A 26,448-nucleotide genomic window follows, 5' to 3' on the forward strand; every position below is an offset into this window, starting at 1 on the left:
CAGTTCGATGACGCTCATGACCCCGTACTCCGGTAGTGGCGGATGCCGGTGCGCCAGGCCGTCGCCGCGAGCGCGGCGGCGACCAGGGCCACCGCCGGCGCCGCCCAGCCGGCCCACGACGGCAGGCCGAGCGGGTCGGCGCGGCCCAGCAGCGCCAGCGCCGGCTGGTAACTGACGAAGGCGAACCCCAGGCCGTACGCGAAGGCGGCCCGGAACCACCCGTCGAAGATGGTCACCGGGTACGTGGTGAAGTCCCGCCCGCCGTAGGTGACCGAGTTGGCCAGCTCACCGGAGTCCACCCACCAGAACGACACGGTGGCGGTCGCCACGAAGAGCGACCCGAAGAACACCACCCCGGCCAGCGGGGCGACCACCGCCAACGCCACCCGGGCCGGCGTCCAGTCGATCCCGGCCGAGGTCAGCGCCACCACCAGCACGCCCACCCCGAACACGCCCCGGGACACCTTGCGCAGCGGCAGGTTCATCAGCAGCAGTTGGGGCAGCGCGCCGAGCGGGCGCAGCAGCACCGCGTCGAACAGGCCGGTCCGCACGTGGGTGGGCAGCCGCTCGATGTTGCCGACCAGCAGGTCCGCCACCGCGAAGGCGCTGGCCGACAGCCCCACCATCACCAGCGTCTCGCGCAGCGTGAACCCGCCCAGCTCCCGGGTCACCCCGTAGATCACCAGGACGGTGACCACGTCGAACACGGTGGCCCCCACGTTGCCCAGCAGGTCCAGCAGGAACGATGCCCGGTACGCCGTCTGCGACCGGGCCTGCGCCCCGAGCAGCGCCCGGTACGCCCGCAACGTCCCACCCGGCCGGACCGCCTCGCCGGTGCACACCCCCTGCTCAACCACCCTGCACCACCAGCCGACGTTCGGCCCGCCGCTGCACCAGCCGGCAGGCGGCCAGCACCAGCACCGCCCAGCCGAGCTGGAGCGCGACCAGGCCGACCTGGACGGCCGGCGGATCCCGCTCCACCAGCACGTCCAGCGGGGTCTGCAGCAGGCTCGGGAACGGGGTGCCACACCACAGCACCAGTTGCAGCCACTCCGGCAGAAACCGCAACGGGAAGTAGAGCCCAGCCAGCACCCCCGACCCGAGGGTCCACAGCAGCAACGGACCCCGCGCGTCCTGCCACCAGTACGCGGTGGCGTTGACCAGGAAGCGGCAACCGAAGCAGAGCACCACGGCGGTCACCACGGAGACCACGAAGAGCCCGACGGTGGGCCACCGCGACGGCAGGTAGACGTCGAAGAACAACGGCCCCACCAGGACCGGCGGCAGCAGCCGGGCCAGCGCCGCGTAGCCTGCCCGACCCAGGTCGGTGGCGAGGTAGCTGGTCACCGGGTGCACCGGGCGGAGCAGGTCGGCGGCCACGTCACCGGTGCGGATCCGGTCGGCCAGGTCGCTCCAGCCCCAGAGCAGCACCACGGCGAGCAGCCCCTGGCCCGCCCAGACGAAGGTCGCGAGCTGTGGCCGGTCGTACCCACCGACGGTCCCGGAACCGGCCGCGGCCAGCAGCACCGCGCAGCGCAGGAAGCCGAACACGGTGTTGGTCACGGCACCGGCCACGGCCGCCTGCCGGTAGGTGGAGTAACGACGGAAGCCGGCCCGGGATAAAGCCCCGAATGTCCGGAACCATCGGGTAACGTTTGCGCTCGTGGCCGGTGCCACAGTGGCGGTGACCGAGCCCACGCCGTTACCCTCCTTCCGCAGCCCCGCCGTGCCGGACGGGGGACTCTACCGGCATCCCGGAGCGCCCCGCACGACAATTTGCAACGAGGTGACACCGCCGTGAGCGAGCGACGCGAGCCGGGCATCGGACCGCGCCGCACGCGTGGCCACGGAGCCCCCCGATGACGGGCGGTTGGCCCGACCGTTGGGACGCCCCGCCGGAACCCGCCTGGATGATCGAGCCGACCGGCGAATGGCATCCCCAGTTCCCCGGCCAGCGCTACCCCGGCGACATCGGCAGCCAGTACGCCGACCCCCGGGGGCGGGTCGCCGCCTCCGGTCGTGCCGAGGTGCCCCCACTCGCCCCGACCCGCCCCGACGGCACCTACCTCGGCCGGTCCTGGGCCGACCAGCAGGACGACCAGACGAACCTCAGGGGCGAACCGCACACCGACCACGACGCGTACCGGCGACCGACCGACGACGCGTACCGGCGGCTCCCGGACGAGCCGATCTGGCAGCGGGAACGCCGTCAGCCCGCAGCGGACCGGCACGTACCCGACCGGTACGACGCACTGTCGGCCCTGGACCGGCAGACCGGCCGGACCAACTGGTCCGACCGGCGGCGCGGCACCGCCGAGCCGGCCCCGACCGGGTGGCACCGCGACCAGGCCGGCGGCGACCGGCACGACGCTGGCCGGCACGACGACACCGGGCGGCACGACGACACCGGCCGGCACGACGCCCCGCCCCGCCAGGACCGCACCGCCCCCGGTGTCACGCCGGTCTCCCCCGGCCGCCCTCCGGTATCCCCCGCCCCCCGCCACGAGCCGCCCCACGGTGCCCGGCCCGACCGGTCCACCGAACCGGGCTGGGGGGCCGCCCCGACGCAGAACCCACCCCGCCGCCGGGTCACCGGGGAACGCCCCAGCGCCGACCGTCGCACCACCGACGACACACACGACTACGACCGGCTGACCGCCGAGGACTTCGCCGAGCCCGACCAGCGGGCCGGCAACGGCGCGCAGCACCGCACCACCGGTGGGTACGAACCTCACCCGGCCCGGCCGGCACCGACCGGACGGGACCTGCCACCCCGGTTCCGCGACGACGACCCGCAGCGGTCCCCCCGCCGGGACGACGACGGACGACCCGCCGCGCACAGCCACGACGACCAGCGGTACCGCCTGCCCGGGGACGCCCCACGGCACCGCCCGCCCGACGGCGGCCGAGGGGCGATGGCCGCCATTCCCGAGGAGCGTTGGCAGCACCCGCGCGGGCCCGACGAGCGCCGGTCGCCGGACCCACGCGAGGCGGCCGTGCGCAGCGAGTCGTACCCCGACCTACGCTCCCGCGAGGTGGTCACACCACCCCGCGAGCCGTGGAACACCTCCGGCACCGACCGGGCGGAGCCGCTGCGCCCCGCCCGGGAAGCGGAGCACGGTCGCGACGTCCGGCAGCCGTACTCCCGGCCGGAACGCCACCCGGCGGAGCCGACCCGGCCCCCCGCCCCGCCTGCCCCGTCCGGCCCGTGGGGTCCCCGTCCCGGCCCGCCCCCGGCGCAGCCCGGCGAGCACCCCGCCACTGCCCGCCCGGGCGACGCCGACGCCACCAACCCGGGCGTCGGGCGGCCCGACCCGGTGCCGCCGGGCACGCCCGTACCGCCGGCCGACCTGCCGACCCGGCAGCGCCGCACCGACCGGTGGTCGCCCGCGCCCGACCCGGACGAGACCGCCCCGGTCTCGGCGCCGCCGGCCGCCCGGTTGCACCTCGAGTTCCGCCAGCCCACGCCGGCCACCCCGCCGGCCGACCGGCCCACCACGGGGTCCGGCACCGGCCGGGCCGTTCCCGGGCGGACCCCGGCGGCGGCCACGGCTGGCTCCGCAACCGACCGGACCGCTCTGGAGATCACCCCGGACCGACCACGCCGGTACGTCCCACCGACGCCGGAACCCGACCCGACCGACCACCGGGACACCGCTGCCGGTACCACGTCCGGGGGTCCCGCAGCCTGGTTCCAACCCGGCCGCTCGACCTCCGCACCAACCACGCCCGCCGCACCGTCCAGCCCGCCCACGCCATCCGGCCCGACGCCCACGCCATCCGGCCCGACCGTGTCGCACAGGCCGACCGCGTCGGCCGGCGCTGCGCCCGCCACGGTCGAGCCGCCGGCACCGCGCACCGGTCGACCGGCCTCCACCCCACCCCCCTCGGACGTGTCACGGGCGGAGGGCACGGAGGTCCGGGCCCCCCGGTCGCCGGCCCCCGACGCCGCTCCCCGGCCGACCCCGCCCATCGCTCCCCCTCCCGCCGAGGACCGGCCGGAGACCCCGGTAGCCGACGCCGCCGACACCCGTGGGCGGCCGACCGTCGTCGACCGAGAAACGGGGTCGGCCGCCCACGGGCTCGCCGAGCGCGAAACGGGGTCGGTGGACCTGGCGCCCAGTTCCGGCGCCTCCGGCACCCGACCCGGTCCCGACCGTGGTCCCCTGCCGACCGCCGGTCGGGACGCCCCGTCCCCCGTCGCCGGCCCCCCGGGTGGGACCGGGCTGCCTCCGTCAACTGACCCCGGCACGGCCGGCCCCGGCACGGTTGCCGGCTCCCGCCCGACCGCCCCTGTCACGGACGGCACCGGCACGGACGAAACCGGACCCGCCGACGACGATCCGGCCACCGGTACCGCCACGGGCGTGAGTGCCGCGGCGGCGGCGACCGCCGCTCCCACGCCGCCCGACACCGCAACGGTGCCCGACACCGCAACGCCGCCGGGCACCACGCCACCGCCGGGCACCGCAACACCGCCCCGCCCGACAGCGCCGACCGATACCCCGCCATCGCGCGACACCACAGCACCGCCGGGCACCACGCCACCGCCCGGTACCCCGGCACGGACCGGCACCACGCCACGCGCCGGCACCACAGCACCGGTCGACACCCCGGCACTGACCAGCGCGGGGGTGTCGAACGCCACGGCAGCGCCGACCGCCGCCGGAGTTCCGCCGGGCGACCTCGCACGGGCAACCGCCGCGCCCGCCACCGACGCAGTGGCCGACGCCGTCGGGCCGGCCGGTGGCACACCGGAGCCGGCCACCACCGGGACCCGACCGGACACCACCGGGGTCCAGCAGGACACCACCGGGGTCCAGCAGACCGCTACCGGGGTCCAGCCGGAGACCACCAGCCTGGCGGCGACGGTGGTCGGCGGCCTGGACCGGACGTCATCTCCGGACCGGCCCCCGGCTCCGGGGCGAGCCACGACCACGGACCCGACCACCAGCACGGAACGGAACACGGCTCCCGAAGGGGCCACGACCACCGGGCAGACCTCGACCACCGGGCAGACCTCGACCACGGACCGGTCCGGCACTGCCGAACAGGCTGCGACACCCGAGCTGGTCCCGGCCACGGGCGGTGCCGCTGCTGCCCGGCAGGCCGCGTCGACGCACCTGCCCCAGGGCGATCCGGAGCAGGCGCTGGCCGGCTACCGGTGGCAGCTGGACCCGCAGACCCTGCGCGAGGTGGTCGACGACCCGACCGAACTACGACTCATCCGCCGCCGGTTGACCGAGAAGCTCGCCTCGGCCCTGGACAACCGGGCCCGGGCCCGGCTGCTCAGTCTCCGGGCGGTGCTCTCCCGGCTGGTCGGCGACCTCGCCGACGCGGTGGCCGACGGCCGGCTCGCGCTGACCTACGCCGAGGCGACCGGTGAACTGCGGCGTACCGCGCTGGCCCGGGCGCGGCTGGCCGAGGCGCTGCGCTGGAAGGGTGAGTTCGCCGAGGCCGACCGGCTCTTCGCCGAGGCCAACTCGACGGAGCTGCCGGACCGGCTGCGGTCGGCCCTGCACGAGCACGCCGGCCGGTGCTGCTATGACCAGGGCCGGTTGATCGAGGCGTGCGGGCACTTCGAGCGGGCCCTCGACCTGCACCGGGCCGACGATCCGGAGCTGACCGAGCGGATCGGGGTGGCGCTGGACGCGGTGTACGCGCGGGCGGTGGCCCGGGAGGGGTTCGGGCCGTACCCACGCAGCCGTGACGAGGTGCGGCACGGCCGCCGGTCCCCGCGGCCCACCCAGGACGGCCGGGGCCGCTGGGGGTACGCGGACACCGACGGTGACCTCGTCGTCGACTACCGCTACGCCGAGGCGCAGCCGTTCCACGAGCGGCTGGCCTGGGTACGCCGCCCCGACCAGGCCGGCTGGGAGCTGATCGACGAGTCGGGCGTCACCCGGCTCGACACCGCGTACGCCCGGGTGCTGGCCTTCTCCGACGGCCTGGCCTGGGTGTCGCAGGGCGGCGACGCGGACTGGTCGGCGATCGAGCCCGACGGCACGGTGGTGGTGCCGGCGGGTTTCGAGGAGGTACGACCGTTCCGGGCCGGGGTGGCGGCCGTACGGCGGGGCGGCTGGGGGGCGGTGGACCGGCACGGTCGACTGGTCGTCCCCCCGCGCTACCACGGGCTCGACACGATGCTGTCCGACGGTCGCCGGCTCGACGGCTTCACCGACGAGGGGCTGGTCGTGGTGGAGCTGGCCGGCCGCCGGGGCGTGCTCGACCGCACCGGCGCGGTGCTGGTCCGGCCGGTGCACCCGGCGTTGGTGATCCATCCGGTGGCGTTCCTGGTCGGCGACGGGATGAGCCACTGGGGGGCGTTGGACCGGCGGGGCGAACCGCTGATCCCCCCGGTGCACCCCGACTGGGACACGGTGGTGGCGGAGATCGACAGGCTGCTCGCCGACACCCACCCGGTGCTCTGACACCCATCCGGTGCACCGACGCCCACCGGGTGCTCTGATGCCCGACCGCGTCGGCGGGTGCCCGGGGCCGGTCGGGGCTAGGGTCGCAGGATGGAATTCCGACACCTTGGCCGTTCGGGCCTCATGGTCAGTGAGATCTCGTACGGCAACTGGATCACCCACGGTTCCCAGGTCGAGGAGGAGGCGGCGCTGGCGTGTGTCCGGGCCGCCCTGGACAACGGCATCACCACCTTCGACACCGCCGACGTCTACGCCGGCACGCGCGCCGAGACGGTGCTCGGCAAGGCCCTCGCCGGGGAGCGCCGGGAGGGGTTGGAGATCTTCACCAAGGTCTACTGGCCGACCGGCCCCGGCCGCAACGACCGTGGCCTGTCCCGCAAGCACATCATGGAGTCGATCAACGGTTCGCTACGCCGCCTCCAGACCGACCACGTGGACCTCTACCAGGCCCACCGGTACGACTACAGCACGCCGCTGGAGGAGACGATGGAGGCGTTCGCCGACGTCGTACGTGCCGGCAAGGCGCACTACATCGGTGTGTCGGAGTGGAAGGCGTCACAGCTGCGCGAGGCGCACGCCCTCGCCCGGGAACTGCGCATCCCGCTGGTGTCCAACCAGCCGCAGTACTCGATGCTGTGGCGGGTCATCGAGGCCGAGGTGGTGCCCGCCAGCGAGGAGCTGGGCATCTCCCAGATCGTCTGGTCGCCGATGGCCCAGGGGGTGCTGTCCGGCAAGTACCTGCCGGGCCAGCCGCCGCCGGCCGGTTCCCGGGCCACCGACGAGAAGTCCGGTGCCAACTTCATCGCGCAGTGGCTGGGCGACGAGGTGCTGACCCGGGTGCAGCAGCTCAAGCCGCTCGCCGAGCAGGCCGGGCTGACCATGCCGCAGCTCGCCGTCGCCTGGGTGCTCCAGAACCGCAACGTCGCCTCGGCGATCATCGGCGCGTCCCGCCCCGACCAGGTGCACGACAACGTCAAGGCGGCCGGGGTGACCCTGGAGGCCGACCTGCTCAAGGCCATCGACGAGATCGTCGCCCCGGTCACCGAGCGGGACCCGGCCAAAACCGAGAGCCCGGCCCAGCGCCCCTGACCGGCGCCGGTCCCATCCCACCCCGTCCGGGGTGGGATGGGATCAGGTCTGCCAGAAGCGGATCAGGGACAGCGCGGTGCTGTAGAGCCACGGCGGCAGGCCCAGCAGGTCGCTCAGCCAGAAGACGGCGGTGAAGAACCAGTTGCCGATGCGCGGGTTCCAGAGCAGGGCGAAGAGCAGGATGAAGCCGAACGGCGCGAACATGTCGTACATCCGGCGCCACTGCGGGTTGAGCCACGGCTGGATCATGTTGCCGCCGTCCAGGCCGGGCACCGGGAGCAGGTTCAGCACGCTCGCGGTGAGCTGGAGGAACGCCAGCAGCGCCACCCCGGCCCAGAACTCGATCGGGCCGCCCGCGTCGATGCCCACCCGCAGCACCACCACCAGCAGCAGGGTGAACAGCACGTTGGTGGCCGGGCCGGCGAGGCTGACCAGGGTGTGCCGCAGCCGACCCGGGATGGCGTGCCGGTCGACCCACACCGCCCCACCGGGCAGGCCGATGCCGCCGAGCAGCACCACCACCACCGGCAGCACGATCGACAGCAGCGGGTGGGTGTACTTGAGCGGGTTCAACGTCAGGTAGCCCCGGTGGGCGATGTCCCGGTCACCGGCCCGGTAGGCGACCACCGCGTGCGCGTACTCGTGCAGGCACAGCGAGACCAGCCAGCCGGAGACGACGAAGAGGAACACGTCGAACCGGACGTTGCCCACCCCGTTCCAGACCAGCACGCCACTGGTGACGAAGAGCGCCACCAGGGCCAGGAAGATCGGGCTGGGCCGGAACGCCGCCCGGGGCACACCGAGCACCAGCGGCTCGCCCCCCGGGCGGTCGTACCCCATCACTCCGCCGTCGGCAGCAGGCTCATCCGGTAGTCCACCCGATCGTCCTCGACGAGCGTGACCGAGGTGACGCCGGACGTCGCGAGCTCCCGCCAGGTCTGACCGATCCAGGACTCGGCGTCCGCCTGGCTGCTGAACGTCTCCGCCGGCCCGTCGACCGGTGCGCCGTCCGTGCCCTCGTACCGCCAGCTCCACGCCATGCCGCGTCTCCCCTCGCCGCTCAACCGTCCCCGGGGGACGGACCCCCGCAAGCGTAGTCGGCCGGTGCGGAGCGCACCGGACGCACGCCCCCTGGCTGCCGGGTTCCGCGCAGCGTGACGGGCCCGGGCCGGCGGGCGGGGCCGGGTCGGGCGGCCTTAAGGTACGGGCATGTCCGTTGACGGGTGGAACACGGTCCTGGTGCTCGGCGGTACGCGTTCGGGCAAGTCGGAGTTCGCCGAGTCCCTGGTGGCCGAAGCCCCCACGGTGCGGTATGTGGCGACGTCGGCCGCCGCCGACCCGGACGACACCGAGTGGGCCACCCGACTGGCCGCCCACCGGGCCCGCCGGCCGGGCAGCTGGACCACCGAGGAGACCGCCGAGGACCCGCGCCGGCTCGCCGACGTGCTCGCCTCGGCCGGGCCGAACGAGACGCTGCTCGTCGACGACCTGGGCGGCTGGGTGACCGTGCTGCTCGACCCGACCCACCAGCCGGCCGACGACGTCGCCACGATCACCGAGCTGGCCGACGCGGTACGCGCCAGCGAGGCGCGGATCGTGCTGGTCAGCCCGGAGGTGGGGCTGTCGCTGGTGCCGACCACCCCGTTGGGGCGGGCGTTCACCGATGCGCTGGGCGCCGCCAACCGGGCCGTCGCGGACGCCTGCGACGCCGTCGCGCTGGTGGTCGCCGGCCAGCCGGTCTGGCTCAAGCCGGCCACCCCGGCCCGACCGGTCGACGTACCCACCCAGGCCACCCCGACCACCGGTGCGGCCGCGCCGACCGGCGGTGTGGCGGACCCGACCGGCGGCGCGCAGCCGCCGCTGCCGGACGTGCTGACCCCCACCGTGCCGGCGGCCCCGGCCGCACCGACCGCCGACGGCACCGGCTGGGCGGCACCGACCATGGCGCTGCCGGTGGTCGCCACCGGGCTCGTCATCCAGCCCGGCATGGAACTGCCGATGCCCGACGAGTACTCCGGACCGCAGGCGGTGCAGCGGCTCGGCACCCTGGACCTGCCGGGGGCAGGGCTGGGCGTGCTGGAGCGGGTGGTCGAGTTCGCCGCCGCCACCCAGGGCACGCCGACGCCTACGCCGTGGACCGGTGTCCGGGTGCTGCTACTGCACGGCGACCACGCCGGTGGCGCGGCGGCCGGGGCACCGGTCGGGGAGTCGGCCCGACTGGCCCGGCAGGCCCGCGCCGGCCGGGGTGCGTTGGCCCGGCTGGCCGCCGAGAGCGGTGCCAGCCTCCAGGTGGTGGACGCCCCGCCGTCCGCGCCGATCGAACACGGGCCGGCGCTGGACGCCGACGCCGTCGAGGCGGCGCTGCGCTACGGCTGGCGGTTGGCCGAGGAGGCCGCCGAGGCGGGCGTACGACTGCTGGTGCTGGGGGCCTGCGGCGCGGGCGCGGAGGCCGCTGCGGCGGCGGTGCTCGTCGCGACGGCCGGCGCGGAGGCCCCGACCGTGCTGGGCCGGGTGCACACCGCCGACGGCGAGATCGACGACGCCGCCTGGATGGTGCGGTGCGCGACCGTACGGGACGCCCTGCACCGCACCCGTCGCTCCCCCCGCGACGCCAAGGACATCCTGGCCGAGCTGGGCGGCGGCGACGTGGCGGTGGCGGCCGGTGTGCTGCTCGGTGCGACCGCCCGCCGGGTGCCGGTGCTGCTGGACGGGCCGGTCGGGCTGGCCGCCGGCATGGTCGCCCGGGACCTGGCCGGCCAGGCCCGGCACTGGTGCCTGCTGGTCGACCACGGCGGCCACCCGGCGGTCCGGCTCGCCGCCGACGTGCTCGGCCTGACCCCGCTGCTGGACCTGCGGCTCGACCTGGGCGAGGGGGCCAACGCGCTGGCCGCCCTGCCGCTGCTGCGTTCGGTGCTGGCGCTGGCCGGGTCGCTGCCCGCGCACCCGCACCACGGTGGCCCCGACGACGAGCCCACCGGCACCACGCCGACCGGCGACGCCGCCACGACCACGCCGACCGCCGCCACGACCACGCCGACCGGTGAGGTCGGGGCCACGCCGACCGGTGAGGTCGGGGCCACCACCGCTCCGGCCACCACCGACCGGGCCACCGGCCTCCCGGCCGGCGACGCCGCGACCGGGGCGGCGGACCCCGACGCCGGGCCGGCCGGGGCCGAGGTGGCCGATCCCGATGCCGGGCCCGCCGGGCCGGACGCCACCCCGGAGTTCGCGGAGCCGGTGCCGGCCGGCCCGGGCCCGACCACCACCGCCACCGACGCCGGGCCGGAACGCGACCCGTCCGGCCGGCGTGCCGGCTGAGTCGGGGCGCGGCGACGGGTTCCGACTGGCGCTGACCACCCTCACCACCGTGCCGGTCCGCGCCGGCCGGATCGACCGGGCCACGGCGGGCACCGCGATGGCGCTCGCCCCACTGGTCGGGGTGCTGCTCGGCGTGCTGCTCGGGGCGGTGCTGCTGGTCCTGGCCGCGCTCGCCCCGCCCCTGGTCGCCGCCGGGCTGACCGTCGGAGTGGCGGCCCTGCTGACCCGGGGGCTGCACCTGGACGGGTTGGCCGACACCGTGGACGCGCTGGGGTCGTACCGGCGCGGGGCGGCGGCGCTGGAGATCATGAAAAAGCCGGACGTGGGCCCGTTCGGCGTGGTCGCGCTGGTGGTCGTCCTGCTGCTCCAGACGGCGACCCTCGCCGAGCTGGCCGGACGCTCCTGGCCGACGGCGCTCGCCGCGGTGGTCGCCGGCACCGCCGCCGGTCGGCTCGGGATCACCCTGGCCTGCTGCCGGGGCGTGCCGGCGGCCCGCCCCGACGGGATGGGCGCGCTGGTCGCCGGGACGGTCGGGCCGGTCGCACCGGTCGTCGGCACCCTCGTCGTCGCGCTGGCGGCGGTGCCGGCCGTGCCGGGCCGCCCGTGGCAGGGGCCGCTGGCCGTGCTGGCCGCCCTCGCCGTCGCCACCGGCCTGCTCCGCCATCTGGTACGCCGCCTCGGCGGGATCACCGGCGACGTGCTCGGGGCCCTCGTGGAGGTGGTGACCACGCTGGTCTACCTGGGCTTGGTGCTGTCCGGCTGAGGACGACGCGGCGCGCCGGGTAGCGTTTGCCCCGACAGCACCGGCACGGCCTTCCGGGGGACGACTTGCTCATCACGGACGACTTCCTGCCCGTACCGGTCCCGGAGTCGCTCAGCGCGACCTACCTGGTACCGATGGCGGGGTTGCCACCGGTGAGCCCGAAGACCGCGGTACGGGCGTTGGCGGGCCGGCTCGCCGACCCGGTCTACGGACTGGCCACGCAGATGCTGGACAGCCCGCTGATGTCGGTGGACACCCGCTCGATCGACGAGTTCCCGCAGCTGCCGCCGGACCTGCTCACCGCCTTCGGCGCGACCGAGGCCCAGTTGGGCCGGCTCGCCGCCGCCAGCCACCTGGTGGTGGTGCAGGCCGAGTACCGGCCGGGTTGGCCACCGGCGCACGAGTGGGCGGCCCGCGCGGTGGCCGCCGCCGTCGCCGAATCCGTCGACGGTGACGTGGTGGACGTGTTCGGGTTGCAGTTCCTCGACCCGGCGACGGCGCTGAAGTCGCTGCCGGACGCACAGGGCCGCATCCGGCTGGTCGACTGGGTGCTGGTCCCGTACTCCTCGGACACCGAGGGGCTGTGGTTCACCACCAAGGGGTTGCGCCGCTTCGGGCTGCTGGAGTTGCAGACCCAGGGGGTGCCCGACCACCTCACCCGGGCCTGGGGCGCGGTGCTGACCGGTGCCGCCCGCCGGCTGCTGCGGGACTGGACCGACGGGCTCGCCGGCGAGGAGGTGCCGGCGTTCGTGCAGCTGCCGGTGCTGGCCACGGTGACCGGCCACGACATCGCGGTGGCGTACGGCAACCCGGAGCAGCACGGCGCGACGGCCCCGGTGCTGCTGCGCTTGGAGCTGGACCCGGCGACCGACCCGGAGGCCGACTCGTTCCTCAGCCTGCGCCCGCCGCCCGGCCACCCCGGGCCGGACGGTCGCTACTTCGCGGCGGCCTGCGCGACCCTCTTCTCCGGCATCGAGCCGGACGTCCGGTACGCCCGCTCGGGCGACGCGATGAGCCGGGCCGTCGCCACCGCCCGCGCCGGGTTGGACGACATCCGGGCCCGGTTCCTCGCCGACGGGCTGCCACCGGAGGCCCAACTGGTGATCAAGTACGGCCTACCCGGCGACGACGGCCCCGAGTACGTCTGGGCCGGGGTCAACTCGTGGGACGCCCCGGAGCGGATCGTCGGCGCGAGCGCCAGCGACGCCAACACCGACCCCACCGTCCGGATCGGCTCCCCGGTCGAGGTGGCCGTCACCGAGGTCGTCGACTGGGCGGTCCTCGACGGCACCGGGGTCATCGAGGGCGGCTGGACCCAGGCCGTCCTCGACGCCGGCGAACGCCCCCACCCCACCCACTGACCCCACCCGGCCCACCCCGGCCCGGCCCGCCCCGGCTCGGCCCGCCCCGGCCCGGCTCGGCCCGCCCCGGCTCGGCCCGGTGATCAAGAGGTTTAGGTCAAAATCTCGGCCTGACATGACGTAAACCTCTTGATCACCGAGGCCGGTCGGAGGCGCGGAGGCCAGCCTCGGGTGATCAAGAGGTTTAGGTCAGGATTTCGGCCCGACGTGACGTAAACCTCTTGATCACCGAGGCCAGCCCCCCGGGGGCGGAGGCCAACCCGGGGGCGGAGGCCAACCCGGGGGCGGAGGCCAACCCGGGGGCGGAGGCCAACCCGGGGGCGGAGGCCAACCGGGGGGCGACGCCAGGACCGGTGGGGTGGGGTCAGCGGACGGAGGGGGTGACGAAGGGGGGGCGGGTGATGCGCATCTGGGCGCGGCGGCCCCGGATGTCGACCTCGACGAGGTCGCCGTCGGCGAGTTTCGGGGCGGTGTCCAGCAGGGCGAGGGCGATGCCCTGCTTGCGGGTGGGGCTGAAGGTGCCGCTGGTGACCGTGCCGACCGGGGCGTCACCGGCGTAGACGGTCATCCCGGCGCGGGGGATGGCCCGGTCGACGGCCTCCAGGCCGCGCAGCGTACGGCGGGGGCCGGCGGTCTTCTCGGCGCGCAGCGCGTCGCGGCCCCAGAAGGCCGGCTTGTCCCAGCCGACGGCCCAGCCGGAGCGCCCCTGCACGGGGGTGACGTCCAGGGAGAGGTCCTGCCCGTGCAGCGGGTAGCCCATCTCGGTACGCAGGGTGTCCCGGGCGCCCAGCCCGCAGGCGCGCAGCTCGACCTGCTCCCCGGCGGCGAAGAGCGCGTCCCAGACGGCGACGGCGTGTTCGGCCGGCACCACCAGCTCGTAGCCCAGCTCACCGGTGTAGCCGGTACGGCAGACGGTCAGTTCGGCACCGGCCAGTGCCGCCGGGGAGAAGCTCATGTAGTCGTGCCCGGTGGGCAGGCCCAGCGCGTCGAGCAGCTCGGCCGAGCGGGGGCCCTGCACGGCCAGCACGGCGTACCGGTCGTGTTCGTCGGTGACCTCGACGTCGGCCGGGGCGGCGGCGCGCAGCCGGCGTACCACCTCGGCGGTGTTCGCCGCGTTGGGGATGAGGAAGACGTGGTCGTCGGCGTACCGGTAGGCGATGATGTCGTCGACCACCCCGCCGGTGGCGTCGTCGCAGCAGAGCGTGTACTGCGCCTTGCCCGCCCCGATCCGGTCCAGGTCGTTGGTCAGGCAGGAGTTGACGAACCGCGTCGCGCCGGGGCCGGTGACCCGCGCCTTGCCCAGGTGCGAGACGTCGAAGACGCCGACCGCCGTCCGGACCGCCGCGTGTTCCCTGAGTACGCCGCCGCCGGCGTACTCCAGGGGCATCTCCCAACCCCCGAAGGGGGCGAACTTGACACCGAGCGCGGTGTGCCGCGCGTGCAGCGGGGAACGGCGCAGCCGGGTCGCGGCGGCGTCGGAGGTCACGTCCGTCATGGGTGGCAACTTACCGGTGGGTGCGCCGCTGGTTAGCATCGGCGGGACCCGTCGGCAGTTCGGCGGGACGCACCCGCGCTCCGGCGGATAGGTTGCCGCCGGAGACCATCACCGCCGGTACGCGACGACGCGGCCGGCCCGGCCCGCCCGGAGTAGCTCAGTGACATCGTCCAGCACCACCCTCAGCCTGGTCGACACCGACCCCGCCGAGCTCACGGTCGACGCGATCGTGATCGGCGTACACAGTCAGACCACCGGCCCGGACGCCACGAGCGGTCCCGCCGGCACCCTGCTGCTGGCCGACGGCGCGGAGAGTATCGCCGCCGCCTTCGACGGCAAGCTGACCGCGACGCTGGCCCTGCTCGGCGCGACCGGCGGCCCCGGCGAGGTGATCAAGCTGGCCACGCTGGGCACCGTCACCGCACCGCTGGTCGTGGCGGTCGGGCTGGGTCCGGAGCCGACCGGTGCCGCCCCCGCCCCGGAGACCCTGCGCCGGGCCGCCGGCGCGGCGGTCCGGGCGCTGGCCGGGGCACCCCGGGTGGCGCTGAGCCTGCCGCTGCCCGACAACGCCGACGCCCCGGCCGTGCTGCGCGCGGTCGCCGAGGGCGCGCTGCTCGGCGGCTACCGGTTCGCCGGTTACAAGACCAAGCCGCAGCCGTCCCGGCGGGAGCCGGTGGCCGAGGTGCTGATCGCCGTGCCGGACGCCGCCGACGCGACCGCCAAGGCCGAGATCGACCGGGCCACCGCGGTGGCCGGTGCGGTGCGCACCAGCCGGGACTGGGTCAACACCGCGCCGAACGAGCTGCGTCCGCCGGCCTTCGCCGACGCCGTCGCCACCGCCGCCCGCGCTGCCGGCCTCGACGTCGAAGTGCTCGACGAGCAGGAGCTGAGGGCCGGCGGGTACGGTGGCATCACCGCCGTCGGGCAGGGCTCCGAGGCCCCGCCGCGCCTGGTCAAGCTCACCTGGACCCCGCAGGGTGAGACGAACGGCAAGCGGGTCGCGCTGGTCGGCAAGGGCATCACCTTCGACACCGGCGGTATCTCGATCAAGCCGGCGCAGGGCATGTGGGAGATGAAGTCCGACATGGCCGGCGCGGCGGCCGTCGGGGCGGCGATGCTGGCGATCGCCGCGCTCAAGCCGTCCGTGACGGTGACCGGTTACCTGCCGATGGCGGAGAACATGCCGTCGGGTACCAGCTACCGGCCGGGTGACGTGGTCACCATGTTCAACGGCAAGCGGGTCGAGGTGCTCAACACCGACGCCGAGGGCCGGATGATCCTCGGCGACGCGATGGCCCGGGCCTGCGCCGACGGCACCGACTACCTGTTCGAGACGTCCACCCTCACCGGTGGTCAGGTGATCTCGTTGGGCAAGCGGATCGCCGGGGTGATGGGTACCCCCGAGTTGTGCGAGCGGGTGAAGGTGGCCGGTGACACGGTCGGCGAGCCGGCCTGGCCGATGCCGCTGCCGGACGACGTCCGCAAGGGCATGGACTCGGACGTGGCGGACATCTCGCAGGTCAACGCGGGCATGGACCGGGCCGGTCACATGCTCCAGGGTGGGGTGTTCCTGCGCGAGTTCGTCACCGACGACGTCGCCTGGGCGCACATCGACATCGCCGGCCCCGGCTACCACTCGGGTGAGCCGACCGGCTACTGGACCAAGGGCGGCACCGGTGTGCCGGTGCGTACCCTGGTGCAGCTGGTCGAGGACGTCGCCGCCAACGGCTGACGGATTCGCGACACGACGACGGGACGCCCACGGGCGTCCCGTCCGCGTTTTCCCGGGCCGGGCGCGTCGCCGGTCGGGCGTGACGTCGCCGGCGCCGGGCGGGACTCAGAACAGCTCGGGTCGGCGTTTGCGGCGTTCGTTGTAGTCGCGCATCCGCTGCGGGTAGCCCATCAGCCGGACGTCGTAGATCGGGATGCCCAGGGCGTGCGCGAAGCGGCGGGCGCCCTCCGGGCCGTCGATGCGCCGCCGGGTCCACTCGCCGTCGTCGGCGATCATGATGACGGTGGTCTCGGTCATCGTGGTCCGGGGTTCGACGAACGCCTCGACCCCCCGGCGGGTGCGGGCGAAGTTGGCCAGGTGATCCAGGTCAGCCCGTTCGGCCGGCCGGTCACGGTTGGCCGGGGTCGGCGGTTTGCGTCGCCGGAACAGCGCCACCGGGCTACTCCTCTCCCCCGTCCGTCGTCGAGGACGGTGCCAAGAGTACGTGTCGGGGACGTGTCGTTGGGCACCTCGGTACGCGCCCCGGACGGGCAAGTGACAAGATGACCGAGGTGGGGTCTGCCCGTGCCGCCCCGCCGTGACCCCCCGATGCAGCGAAGCGACCAGGGAGTTGGACGTGAGCGAGCCGAACGACGCAACCTTCGACATCGTCATTCTCGGAGGTGGCAGCGGCGGCTACGCGGCGGCGCTGCGTGCCGCCCAGCTTGACCTCTCCGTCGCGCTGATCGAGAAGGGCAAGCTCGGCGGCACCTGCCTGCACAACGGCTGCATCCCGACCAAGGCGCTGCTGCACGCGGCGGAGATCGCCGACCAGACCCGGGAGTCGGCGCAGTTCGGCGTCCAGGCCGAGCTGGTCGGCATCGACATGGCCGGGGTCAACGCGTACAAGGACGGGGTGATCTCCCGCCTCTACAAGGGCCTGCAGGGGCTGGTCGGCGGCAGCAAGAACATCACCTTCGTGGCGGGTGCCGGCAAGCTGGTCGGCAAGAACGTCGTCGAGGTGGACGGCAAGCGCTACACCGGCCGCAACGTGATCCTGGCCTCCGGTTCGTACGCCAAGAGCCTGCCCGGCCTGGAGGTCGACGGCGAGCGGATCATCACCAGTGACCACGCGCTGACCCTGGACCGGGTGCCCGCGTCGGTGATCGTGCTGGGCGGCGGCGTGATCGGCGTCGAGTTCGCCAGCGTGTGGAAGTCCTTCGGGGTGGACGTCACCATCGTCGAGGCGCTGCCCCGGCTGGTGGCCGCCGAGGACGAGGAGTCGTCCAAGGCGCTGGAGCGGGCGTTCCGCAAGCGGAAGATCAACTTCAAGGTCGGCAAGCCCTTCGAGAAGGTCGAGAAGACCGAGAAGGGCGTCAAGCTGACCATCGCCGGCGGCGAGACCGTCGAGGCCGAGCTGCTGCTGGTCGCCGTCGGCCGGGGCCCGAACACCGCCGACCTCGGCTACGCCGAGCAGGGCGTCAAGCTCGACCGGGGGTACGTGCTGACCGACGAGCGGCTGCGCACCGGCGTGCCGAACGTCTACGCGGTCGGCGACATCGTGCCCGGCCTCCAGCTCGCCCACCGGGGTTTCGCCCAGGGCATCTTCGTCGCCGAGGAGATCGCCGGCCTGAACCCGGCCGTGATCGACGAGGCCGGCATCCCGCGCGTCACCTACTCCGACCCGGAGCTGGCGTCGGTGGGGCTGAGCGAGGCCAAGGCCAAGGAGCAGTACGGCGACAAGGTCAAGGTCTACAACTACAACCTCGGCGGCAACGGCAAGAGCCAGATCCTCAAGACCGCCGGTTTCGTGAAGCTGGTACGCGTCGAGGACGGGCCGGTGGTCGGCGTACACATGGTCGGTGCCCGGGTCGGCGAGCTGATCGGCGAGGCGCAGCTCATCTACAACTGGGAGGCCTACCCGGCGGAGGTGGCGCAGCTCGTGCACGCCCACCCGACCCAGAACGAGGCGCTGGGCGAGGCGCACCTGGCCCTGGCCGGCAAGCCGCTGCACGCGCACGCCTGACCCACACTCATTCCGCGACGCCGGCGGCAAGCGGGCGAGGATCGCACCAGGCCACGAAGGAGTTTCAGAACATGCCGGTATCGGTCACCATGCCTCGGCTCGGCGAGAGCGTCACCGAGGGCACCGTCACCCGCTGGCTCAAGCAGGAGGGCGAGACCGTCGAGGTCGACGAGCCGCTGCTGGAGGTCTCCACCGACAAGGTCGACACCGAGATCCCCTCCCCCGCCGCGGGGGTGCTGAGCCGGATCGTGGTCGGTGAGGACGAGACCGCCGAGGTGGGCAGCGAACTGGCCGTCATCTCCGGCGAGGGCGAGTCGGCCGGCTCGCAGGACGACGGCGGGGCCGCCGAGCCGGAGCAGGCCGAGCCGGCCACCGAGCCGACGGCCGCCGCCGAGGGCACCGGCCCGGAGCCGGAGCAGCCGGAGCAGGAGCAGCCGGCGGCGCAGGCCGCCCCGGCGTCCTCGGGCGAGGGCACCGCGGTGAAGATGCCGGCGCTGGGCGAGAGCGTCACCGAGGGCACCGTCACCCGGTGGCTCAAGCAGGTCGGCGAGACCGTCGAGGTCGACGAGGCGCTGCTGGAGGTCTCCACCGACAAGGTCGACACCGAGATCCCGTCGCCGGTCGCCGGCACCGTCCTGGAGATCAAGGTCGCGGAGGACGAGACCGCCGCCGTCGGCGCGGACCTGGCGATCATCGGTACGGCGGACGCCGCCCCGGCCGAGTCGACGCCGGAGCCGGAGCCCGCCCCGAAGGCGCAGGCCACGCCCGCGCCGAAGGCCGAGCCGAAGCCGGAGCCCGAGGTCACCGAGCCGACCCAGGGCGCGGGATACAACGAGCCGGCCGCCGAGACCGAGTCGGCGGCCCAGCCGGCGAAGGCGGAGCAGGCCGCCCAGCCGGCCGCCCCGACCGCCACGCCGGCCCGGCCGTCCGCCCCCGTCCAGGGCGGCGGCGAGGAGGCCGCCGGTTACGTGACCCCGCTGGTGCGCAAGCTGGCCGGCCAGCACGGCGTCGACCTGGCCTCGGTCACCGGCACCGGCGTCGGTGGCCGGATCCGCAAGCAGGACGTGCTGGAGGCGGCGGAGAAGGCGAAGGCGGCCAAGGCCGCTCCGGCGGCCCCCGCGCAGCCGGCTGCGAAGGCTCCGGCGAAGCCGGCGGCCAAGGCGCAGCCGAGCGCCAAGCGCGGCAGCACCGAGAAGCTGCCCCGGATCCGGGCGACCATCGCCAAGCGGATGCAGCAGTCGCTGCACGAGATGGCGCAGCTGACCACGGTGATCGAGGTGGACGTCACCCGGATCGCCAAGCTGCGCGCCCAGGCCAAGGAGGCGTTCCAGCAGCGGCACGGCGTGAAGCTGTCGTTCCTGCCGTTCTTCGCCCTGGCGACCATCGAGGCGTTGCAGACGTACCCGATCGTCAACGCGAGCATGGACCTCGACGCGGGCACGATCACCTACCCCGACGCCGAGCACCTGGGCATCGCGGTGGACACCGAGCGCGGCCTGATGGTGCCGGTCATCCACGGCGCGGGCGACCTCAACCTGGGCGGCATCGCCAAGCGGATCGCCGACCTGGCCGAGCGCACCCGGACCAACAAGATCAGCCCGGACGAGATCGCCGGGGCGACCTTCACGCTGACCAACACCGGCAGCCGGGGGGCGCTCTTCGACACCCCGATCGTGCCGTCGCCGCAGTCGGCGATGCTCGGCACCGGTGCCGTGGTGAAGCGTCCGGTCGTGGTGAACGACCCGGACCTCGGCGAGGTCGTCGCGGTCCGGTCGATGGTCTACCTGGCCCTGTCCTACGACCACCGGCTGATCGACGGCGCCGACGCGGCCCGTTTCCTGGTCGCGGTCAAGGAGCGGCTGGAGGGCGGCAACTTCGAGGCCGAGTTGGGCCTGTAACACCCGCGTTCGACGGAGGCGCCCCGGTCGGTCGACCGGGGCGCCTGCGTCGTCAGCACGCCAGGTGCCGGCACGGGCGGACCGACCGGCCACCACCCGCCGGGCCGTGCCGGGCCGCGCGGGGCGGGGAGGGGCATGGCGGGCGCACCGACCGGCTACCGCACGTCGGGCCCCTCGATCCGAGCAGGGCGGGCCGGGGCACGGCACCCGGCGGATCGGCGGGTCAGCCGCGCAGGGTCTGCTCGGAGACCGTCCAGAGCCGCTCGGCGGCGGCCGGGTCGAGGGCGTACGCGGCGACGCCGGTGCGGGTGCCGGGCTGGTGCGGGGCGGCCTGCTGGCAGTCCTCGAAGTACCGGCCACCGATCCCGTCGAGCAGCGGCGAGGTGGCGACCAGGACGGAGGTGGCGGCACCCTGCTCGACGGTCTTCCAGGTGGCCGCGCCGCCACCGCTGGCGGCCCGCATCCGCTCCAGTTCCTCGGCGCTGACGTACCGCTGGAGGTTGGTGTGGATCGCGCCGGGCATCAGCGCGTTGCTGAGGATGCCGTCGTCGGCCCAGCGCCGGGTCGCCTCGACGGCGAACAGCACGTTCGCGGTCTTCGACTGCCCGTACGCCGCCCACGGGTCGTAGGGGCGCTGCCGGAAGTGGATGTCGTCGAAGACCACCGGGGACCGCAGGTGCGCCGCGGAGCTGACCGAGACGATGCGGGCACCGTCGGCGGCGGCGAGGGCGCGGTGCAGCCCGGTGGCGAGGGCGAAGTGCCCGAGGTGGTTGGTGGCGAACTGCAACTCCCAGCCCTCGGGGGTACGCCGCTCGGGCGAGGCCATGATGCCGGCGTTGTCGACCAGCAGGTGCAGCGGCCCGTCCCAGGTGGCCACGAAGGCGGCCACCGACGCCTGGTCGGCGAGGTCGAGCGGGGCGACCAGCAGCCGGTCGTTGCCGGTGCTGGCGGTGATGTCCCCGGCGGCCCGCTGGCCGGCGTCGAGGTCCCGGACGGCCAGGGTGACGTCGGCTCCGGCGGCGGCGAGGGCGCGGGCGGTCTCCACGCCGATGCCGGAGGCACCGCCGGTCACCACGGCACGGCGGCCGGTGAGGTCGACGTCGCGGACCACCTCCAGGGCGGTGGTACGGGCGTCGAAGGGGGTGTGGACTGGCGAGTCGGTGGTCATGATCCGTCCTTGTCGGTGCGGTACGGGCCGGACGACCCGACCGCTACGATGAGAAGTGGAGGGCCCTCCGTTACAACTCCGAGCCTAACCGGAGGATCCTCCGTTTGCCACCCGACCCCCGAGCGGACCTGATCCCCGCGCAGACCCGCCCCTGAGCAGACCCGACCCTGACCGGACCCGGACCCGGACCCGGACCTGAGCAGACCCGGACCTGAGCAGACCCGGACCGGGGCCTGAGCGGACCCGACCGCCGGAGACACCACCCGTCAGCACCACTGCACCAGATCCAGGAGGCGACGTGTCGCAGAACCGCTCAGGAGGCGACGTGCCGGAGCGCGGTTCCCGGCCGCTGCGCGCCGACGCGCTGCGCAACCGGCAGCGGCTGCTCGACACCGCCGTGAAGGCGTTCTCCCGACAGGGGCCGGAGGTGACCCTGGAGTCGATCGCCCGGGACGCCGGGGTGGGCATCGGCACCCTCTACCGGCACTTCCCCACCCGGGAGGCATTGGTCGAGGCCGCCTACCGCAGCGAACTGGCCAAGCTCTGTGCCGCCGCCGACGACCTGCTGACCCGACTGCCGCCCGCCGAGGCGACCCGGGCCTGGATGGGCCGCTTCGTCGACTACCTGGCCACCAAACGGGGCATGGCCGACGCCCTGCGCCTGGTGATCGCCGCCGGCACCAACCCGTACGCGCAGAGCCGGGACCTGCTGGTCGCCGCGCTGACCCGGCTGCTGGCGGCCGGCGTCGCCGACGGCACGATCCGTCCGGACGTCGACCCCGGCGACGTGCTGGCCGGGCTGGGCGGGATGTCGCTGGCGGCGCAGGGACCCGAGCAGCGAGACCTCGCCGGCCGCCTGCTCGATCTCCTCCTGGCCGGCCTACGCCGACACTGACGGCCCGGGTGCCGACGCCCGTCGGCAGGCCAGGGCCGACACCCGTGACGGTGGGCCGGGTCGGCACCAACGGCGATGGACCGGCACCCGTGACGACAGGTCGGGTCGACACCCACGGCGATGGGCCGGCACCCGTGACGGTGGGCCGGGTCGACAACCGGCGGTGGGTCGGCATCCGTGGCGGTGGGAGGGCGGACAGCGCGGCGGGTGGGTCGTAGGATCGTCGCCAGCGTCGCAGTGCACCCGGCAAGGAGACCGCCGAGGGCATGGAGGCGCGGGACAGCATGGGACACACGTGCACCCCGATTCCACCCCGGCCGACCGGTTGACCGCGCTCGGCCACCAACTGGTAGAGATCCACCTCTGGTTGCTCGACGAACTCGACCAGCTCCGGGCCGGCCTCGACGCCGGTCCCGACGGATCACCCGGGGCAGGCCGGCTGCGCGGCCTGCGCACCCACTGCCTCAGCTTCTGCGCGGCGCTCACCCGGCACCACACCGGCGAGGACGCCGGGGCGTTCCTGGTGCTCGCCGACGAGGCACCCGAGCTGCGGCCCGTGCTCGACAAGCTCAGCCGGGACCACCGCATGGTCGACTGGATCGTCCACCGGATCGAGGCGCTGTTCACCGACCCACCGCCCGACGACCCGGCGGCCCTCGACCGGGTACGCGTCGAGCTGGACGGGCTGTCCGCCATCCTCGAATCGCACTTCCGCTACGAGGAACGCACCCTCACCGCCGCCCTCGACGCGCTCGGCGACCGGGCCGGCGGCACCACCGAACTGCTCGGGGTGACCCCACCGCCGGACTGGTGACCCCACCGGGGCACAGCAGACCCGGCCAGGCCGCATCAGACCCGGCCAGGCCGCAACAGACCCGGCCAGGGCGCAACAGACCCGGCCAGGGCGCAACAGACCCGGCCGGCGCGCAGCAGACCCGGCCGGGGCGCGCGGTAGGACCGTCGGACCGCGGGCGGTGATTCTCCGGTTGGCAGAATCCGGGGTCGCGGGCTGGCCGGAACGGCACGCGACGGCAAAGCTGGGCCGGTGACCGTCTTCTCGCTCCAGGCCACCCCGACCGACGCGGCGGGCTGGGTCGACCTCGCCCGCCGGGCCGAGGCGGTCGGCTTCGACGCCCTGCTCGCCGCCGACCACCCGGGCGACGTGACGTCCCCGTTCGTCGCGCTCGCCGCCGCCGCGTCGGTGACCACCACGATCGGGCTCGGCTCGTACGTGTCGAATCTGGGGGTGCGGGAGCCGATCCTGCTCGCCGCCGACGTGGCCACCCTCGACCTGGTCTCCGGCGGGCGGGCCCGGCTCGGTGTCGGGGCCGGCCACACCCCCGCCGAGTGGGCCGCCGTCGGCCGGGTACGCCCCGACGTGGCCGGCCGGGTACGCCGCTGCGTGGCCGTCGCCGAGGCGGTCCGTGCCCTGCTCGACGGTTCCCCGGTGACTGTCGACTCCCCCGACCTGGTGGCGCGGGAGGCCCGGCTGACCTCGCCCCGGCCGGTGCAGGAGCGCATCCCGCTGACCATGGGCACCGCCAACTCGACGCTGCTGCGCTGGGCCGGCGCGCACGCCGACGTGGTCGGGTTGACGGGTTTCGGGCGTACCCTCGCCGACGGTCACCGGCACGAGGCGCGTTGGCGGACCGACCAGATCGAGGCGCAGCTCGCCCAGGTGGCCGCCGGCGCGGCCGGCCGGGACACCCCGCCCGCGGTGGAGGCGCTGGTGCAGACGGTGGTGGTCACCGACGACGCCGAGGCCGCCGCCGCCGAACAGGCCGGCCGGATCGGGCTGACCGTCGCCGAGCTGCTGGCCACCCCGTTCGTGTTGATCGGCACGGTGGACGAGATCGTCGCGGCGGTCGCGGCCCACCGGCGTCGCTGGGGCGTCACCCGCTTCGTGGTACGCCGGGACGCCCTCGAACCGCTCGTCCCGGTCCTGTCCCGGCTGCCCGGCGCCGCACCGACGCGGGACGGGTGAGGTCCCGGTCCGCGGGCACAGCGGAGGGTGCCGGGGCTGGAACACCCACGGGCGTCGGGCGTCCGCCGAGGGGCGGAGGCCATCGCTTGACCTGGAGCGCGCTCCAGGTTGAACACTGGTCGGCATGACGACGACACGGACTCTGGGCCGCAGTGGAATCGAGGTCGGCGCGATCGGCATGGGGTGCTGGGCGATCGGTGGCCCGCTCTGGGGCGACGACGGTCAGCCGTACGGCTGGGGTGAGGTGGACGACGACGAGTCGGTCGCCACCATCCACCAGGCCCTCGACCTGGGTGTCACCCTCTTCGACACGGCCAGCAACTACGGGGCCGGGCACAGCGAGCGGGTGCTCGGCCGGGCGCTCGCCGGCCGGCGGGACCGGGCGGTGATCGTCACCAAGTTCGGCAACCGCAGCGACGAGGCGACCCGGCGGGCGCTGGGCGTGGACGCCAGCCCGGCGTACGCGGTGGCCAGCCTGGAGGGGTCGCTGCGTCGGCTCGGCACCGACCACGTGGACCTCTACCTGCTGCACCTCAACGACCTGCCGGCGTCCGCCGCGCTCGACCTGGTCGACACCCTGGAGGGCCTGGTCACCCAGGGCAAGATCCGCGGGTACGGCTGGAGCACCGACAACCCGGGGTCGGCGCGGGCGTTCGCCGGGGCGGGGCCGCACTGCGTCGCCGTCGAACACGACGAGTCGGTGCTGAACGACAACCCGGAGGTGCTCGCCGTCTGCGACACCTTCGACCTGGCCAGCCTCAACCGGGGACCGCTGGCAATGGGCCTGCTCACCGGGGCCACCCGCACGCTGGGCGCGGACGACGTGCGGGGCCGGGCGCCGCAGTGGCTGGTCTGGTTCCGCGACGGCCGGCCCACCCCCGAGTGGTCGGCCCGGGTGGCGGCGATCCGGGCGGCGTTGACCTCGGACGGCCGTACCCTCGCCCAGGGGGCGCTGGGCTGGCTGCTGGCCCGCAGCCCCCGTACGCTGCCGATCCCCGGGTGCCGGACGGTGGCGCAGGCCCGGGAGAACTTCGCCGCCCTCACCCTCGGCCCCCTCCCGGCGGACGCGTTCGCCGAGGTGGAGCGCCTCCTGGCCGACCTGCGCCCCACCCCCGCCGGCGCCCCCGCCACCCGGTAGGTCCCGCCACCGCGCACCCCACCCCACCCCACCCGCCTCCCTCCCGCCCCGACTTCCCCACCCCACCTCGGCGGGTCGCCAGCCGGCCCCGGTGATCAAGAGGTTCAGGTCAGTTGATCAAGAGGTTCAGGTCAAATTGAAGATCAATCTTGACGCAAACCTCTTGATCACCGGGACGAGGCGGGCGGGGGCGGGGGTTGGGGGGTTGGTGGTCGGCGCATCTGATCGGGGGCGCGTGCCCGAAGATGGGGGTATGCGGATCCTGATGGCCGGCGTGTCCGGCTTCCTCGGCACCCGGCTGGTCGACCGGCTCACCGGCGACGGGCACCAGGTCACCCGGCTGGTCCGGCGCTCGCCGCGTACCCCCGACGAACAGCGGTGGGACCCGGCCGCCGGGCAGCTCGACCCGGCCGTGGTGGCCGCGGCCGACGCGGTGGTCAACCTGGCCGGGGCCGGGGTCGGCGACAAGCGGTGGACCGACGACTACCGCCGGGTGATCCGGTCCAGCCGGGTGGACAGCACCACCACGCTGGCCGTGACGATCGCCGGGCTACCGGCGGCGGACCGGCCCCGGGTGCTGCTCAACTCCTCGGCGGTCGGCTGGTACGGCAACACCGGCGACCGGGTGGTCGAGGAGGACGCCCCCGCAGGTGAGGGGTTCCTCGCCGACGTGTGCCGGGTCTGGGAGGCGGCGACCCGGCCCGCCGAGGACGCCGGGGTACGGGTGGTGCGGCTGCGGACGGGCCTGCCGCTGCACCGCGACGGAGGGCTGCTCAAGCCGCAACTGCTGCCGTTCAAACTGGGCATCGCCGGCCGGCTCGGCAGTGGGCGGCAGTGGCTGCCGTGGATCTCACTGTTGGACTGGCTGGACGCCACGGTGTACCTGCTGACCGCCGGGGAGGTCGCCGGCGCGGTCAACGTGGTCGGCCCGCACCCGGTCACCAACGCCGAGTTCACCCGGGAGTTCGCCCGCCAACTGCACCGGCCGGCGATCGTCCCGATTCCGGCGCTCGCCCTGAAGGTCGCCCTGGGCGGCTTCGCCCAGGAGGCGCTGACCAGCACCCGGGTCCTGCCCGCCGTGCTCACCCGGGCCGGTTTCCCCTGGACCCACCCCGAGCTGCCCGCCGCGCTGCACGCCGCCCTGCACGACTGACCCGCCGGGTCGGGGTCG

The 26,448-nt window shown here is 74.8% G+C and carries 20 protein-coding genes; 13 read left to right on the plus strand and 7 right to left on the minus strand.

The window, feature by feature from the left end:
* Nucleotides 1-14 precede the first annotated feature (14 nt).
* Both ACQP2H_RS22465 and ACQP2H_RS22470 read right to left on the minus strand, forming a co-directional pair.
* Complete coding sequence (locus ACQP2H_RS22465; RefSeq protein ID WP_307799479.1) at nt 15-857, minus strand: ABC transporter permease; 843 nt, start codon at nt 855-857, stop codon at nt 15-17.
* Nucleotides 850-1,698 carry an ABC transporter permease gene (locus tag ACQP2H_RS22470; RefSeq protein ID WP_433228745.1) on the minus strand — a complete coding sequence of 283 codons (849 nt, stop codon included), beginning with the start codon at nt 1,696-1,698 and terminating at the stop codon, nt 850-852. Before ACQP2H_RS22470 ends, ACQP2H_RS22465 begins: the two co-directional genes overlap by 8 nt.
* 161 nt (nt 1,699-1,859) lie before the next feature.
* On the opposite strand from ACQP2H_RS22470, the gene ACQP2H_RS22475 reads away from it, so the two are divergent.
* The gene (locus ACQP2H_RS22475) at nt 1,860-6,431 is read left to right on the plus strand and encodes a WG repeat-containing protein (RefSeq protein ID WP_433228747.1); all 4,572 of its coding nucleotides are present in this window, start codon (nt 1,860-1,862) and stop codon (nt 6,429-6,431) included.
* A gap of 90 nt (nt 6,432-6,521) precedes the next feature.
* The gene (locus tag ACQP2H_RS22480; protein WP_219464048.1) at nt 6,522-7,520 is read left to right on the plus strand and encodes an aldo/keto reductase family protein; all 999 of its coding nucleotides are present in this window, start codon (nt 6,522-6,524) and stop codon (nt 7,518-7,520) included.
* A gap of 42 nt (nt 7,521-7,562) precedes the next feature.
* Here the strand turns inward: ACQP2H_RS22480 and ACQP2H_RS22485 are convergent, their stop codons facing one another.
* Entirely contained in the window at nt 7,563-8,360 is a 798-nt protein-coding gene (locus tag ACQP2H_RS22485) for a site-2 protease family protein (protein WP_208568740.1), read from the minus strand.
* Entirely contained in the window at nt 8,360-8,560 is a 201-nt protein-coding gene (locus tag ACQP2H_RS22490; RefSeq protein ID WP_208568741.1) for a hypothetical protein, read from the minus strand. Before ACQP2H_RS22490 ends, ACQP2H_RS22485 begins: the two co-directional genes overlap by 1 nt.
* Nucleotides 8,561-8,729: 169 nt before the next feature.
* Here ACQP2H_RS22490 and ACQP2H_RS22495 point away from each other — a divergent pair, with 169 nt between their 5' ends.
* From ACQP2H_RS22495 to ACQP2H_RS22505, 3 genes are all read left to right on the plus strand, one after another.
* The gene (locus ACQP2H_RS22495) at nt 8,730-10,838 is read left to right on the plus strand and encodes a bifunctional adenosylcobinamide kinase/adenosylcobinamide-phosphate guanylyltransferase (protein WP_433228750.1); all 2,109 of its coding nucleotides are present in this window, start codon (nt 8,730-8,732) and stop codon (nt 10,836-10,838) included.
* Entirely contained in the window at nt 10,828-11,601 is a 774-nt protein-coding gene (gene cobS, locus ACQP2H_RS22500) for an adenosylcobinamide-GDP ribazoletransferase (protein ID WP_433228752.1), read from the plus strand. The genes ACQP2H_RS22495 and cobS overlap by 11 nt, the downstream gene beginning before the upstream one ends.
* Before the next feature lie 65 nt (nt 11,602-11,666).
* Nucleotides 11,667-12,962 carry a DUF2314 domain-containing protein gene (locus ACQP2H_RS22505; protein ID WP_219464050.1) on the plus strand — a complete coding sequence of 432 codons (1,296 nt, stop codon included), beginning with the start codon at nt 11,667-11,669 and terminating at the stop codon, nt 12,960-12,962.
* A 364-nt stretch (nt 12,963-13,326) separates the two neighbouring features.
* Here the strand turns inward: ACQP2H_RS22505 and gcvT are convergent, their stop codons facing one another.
* Nucleotides 13,327-14,457, minus strand: coding sequence for a glycine cleavage system aminomethyltransferase GcvT (gcvT, locus tag ACQP2H_RS22510; protein WP_433228754.1), 1,131 nt, complete (start codon nt 14,455-14,457; stop codon nt 13,327-13,329).
* 160 nt (nt 14,458-14,617) lie between these two features.
* On the opposite strand from gcvT, the gene ACQP2H_RS22515 reads away from it, so the two are divergent.
* Nucleotides 14,618-16,189: a leucyl aminopeptidase gene (locus tag ACQP2H_RS22515; protein ID WP_219464053.1), complete on the plus strand. Its 1,572-nt coding sequence runs from the start codon at nt 14,618-14,620 to the stop codon at nt 16,187-16,189.
* Nucleotides 16,190-16,294: 105 nt separating this feature from the next.
* Here the strand turns inward: ACQP2H_RS22515 and ACQP2H_RS22520 are convergent, their stop codons facing one another.
* Nucleotides 16,295-16,624: a hypothetical protein gene (locus tag ACQP2H_RS22520; protein WP_219464054.1), complete on the minus strand. Its 330-nt coding sequence runs from the start codon at nt 16,622-16,624 to the stop codon at nt 16,295-16,297.
* A 142-nt stretch (nt 16,625-16,766) separates the two neighbouring features.
* Here ACQP2H_RS22520 and lpdA point away from each other — a divergent pair, with 142 nt between their 5' ends.
* Both lpdA and sucB read left to right on the plus strand, forming a co-directional pair.
* Complete coding sequence (lpdA, locus tag ACQP2H_RS22525) at nt 16,767-18,194, plus strand: dihydrolipoyl dehydrogenase (protein WP_219464055.1); 1,428 nt, start codon at nt 16,767-16,769, stop codon at nt 18,192-18,194.
* Between the two features lie 71 nt (nt 18,195-18,265).
* Nucleotides 18,266-20,092 carry a 2-oxoglutarate dehydrogenase, E2 component, dihydrolipoamide succinyltransferase gene (gene sucB / locus ACQP2H_RS22530; RefSeq protein WP_433228757.1) on the plus strand — a complete coding sequence of 609 codons (1,827 nt, stop codon included), beginning with the start codon at nt 18,266-18,268 and terminating at the stop codon, nt 20,090-20,092.
* Between the two features lie 223 nt (nt 20,093-20,315).
* Here the strand turns inward: sucB and ACQP2H_RS22535 are convergent, their stop codons facing one another.
* Nucleotides 20,316-21,260: an SDR family NAD(P)-dependent oxidoreductase gene (locus ACQP2H_RS22535; protein ID WP_219464057.1), complete on the minus strand. Its 945-nt coding sequence runs from the start codon at nt 21,258-21,260 to the stop codon at nt 20,316-20,318.
* Between the two features lie 298 nt (nt 21,261-21,558).
* On the opposite strand from ACQP2H_RS22535, the gene ACQP2H_RS22540 reads away from it, so the two are divergent.
* The 5 genes from ACQP2H_RS22540 (at nt 21,559) to ACQP2H_RS22560 (ending at nt 26,430) form a co-directional block, all read left to right on the plus strand.
* Nucleotides 21,559-22,155, plus strand: coding sequence for a TetR/AcrR family transcriptional regulator (locus tag ACQP2H_RS22540; RefSeq protein WP_433228760.1), 597 nt, complete (start codon nt 21,559-21,561; stop codon nt 22,153-22,155).
* Nucleotides 22,156-22,450: 295 nt separating this feature from the next.
* Nucleotides 22,451-22,969: a hemerythrin domain-containing protein gene (locus tag ACQP2H_RS22545; RefSeq protein ID WP_219464058.1), complete on the plus strand. Its 519-nt coding sequence runs from the start codon at nt 22,451-22,453 to the stop codon at nt 22,967-22,969.
* Nucleotides 22,970-23,200: 231 nt separating this feature from the next.
* A complete protein-coding gene (locus tag ACQP2H_RS22550) occupies nt 23,201-24,139 on the plus strand; it encodes an LLM class flavin-dependent oxidoreductase (protein ID WP_433228762.1) in 939 nt (312 codons plus the stop codon).
* Nucleotides 24,140-24,263: 124 nt separating this feature from the next.
* Complete coding sequence (locus ACQP2H_RS22555) at nt 24,264-25,277, plus strand: aldo/keto reductase (protein ID WP_433228764.1); 1,014 nt, start codon at nt 24,264-24,266, stop codon at nt 25,275-25,277.
* Between the two features lie 253 nt (nt 25,278-25,530).
* Nucleotides 25,531-26,430 carry a TIGR01777 family oxidoreductase gene (locus ACQP2H_RS22560; protein ID WP_357535410.1) on the plus strand — a complete coding sequence of 300 codons (900 nt, stop codon included), beginning with the start codon at nt 25,531-25,533 and terminating at the stop codon, nt 26,428-26,430.
* The last annotated feature ends 18 nt before the right edge of the window (nt 26,431-26,448 follow it).

The organism is Micromonospora sp. CA-248260 (assembly GCF_050942205.1).
GTDB classification, from domain to species: Bacteria; Actinomycetota; Actinomycetes; order Mycobacteriales; family Micromonosporaceae; genus Micromonospora; species Micromonospora antibiotica.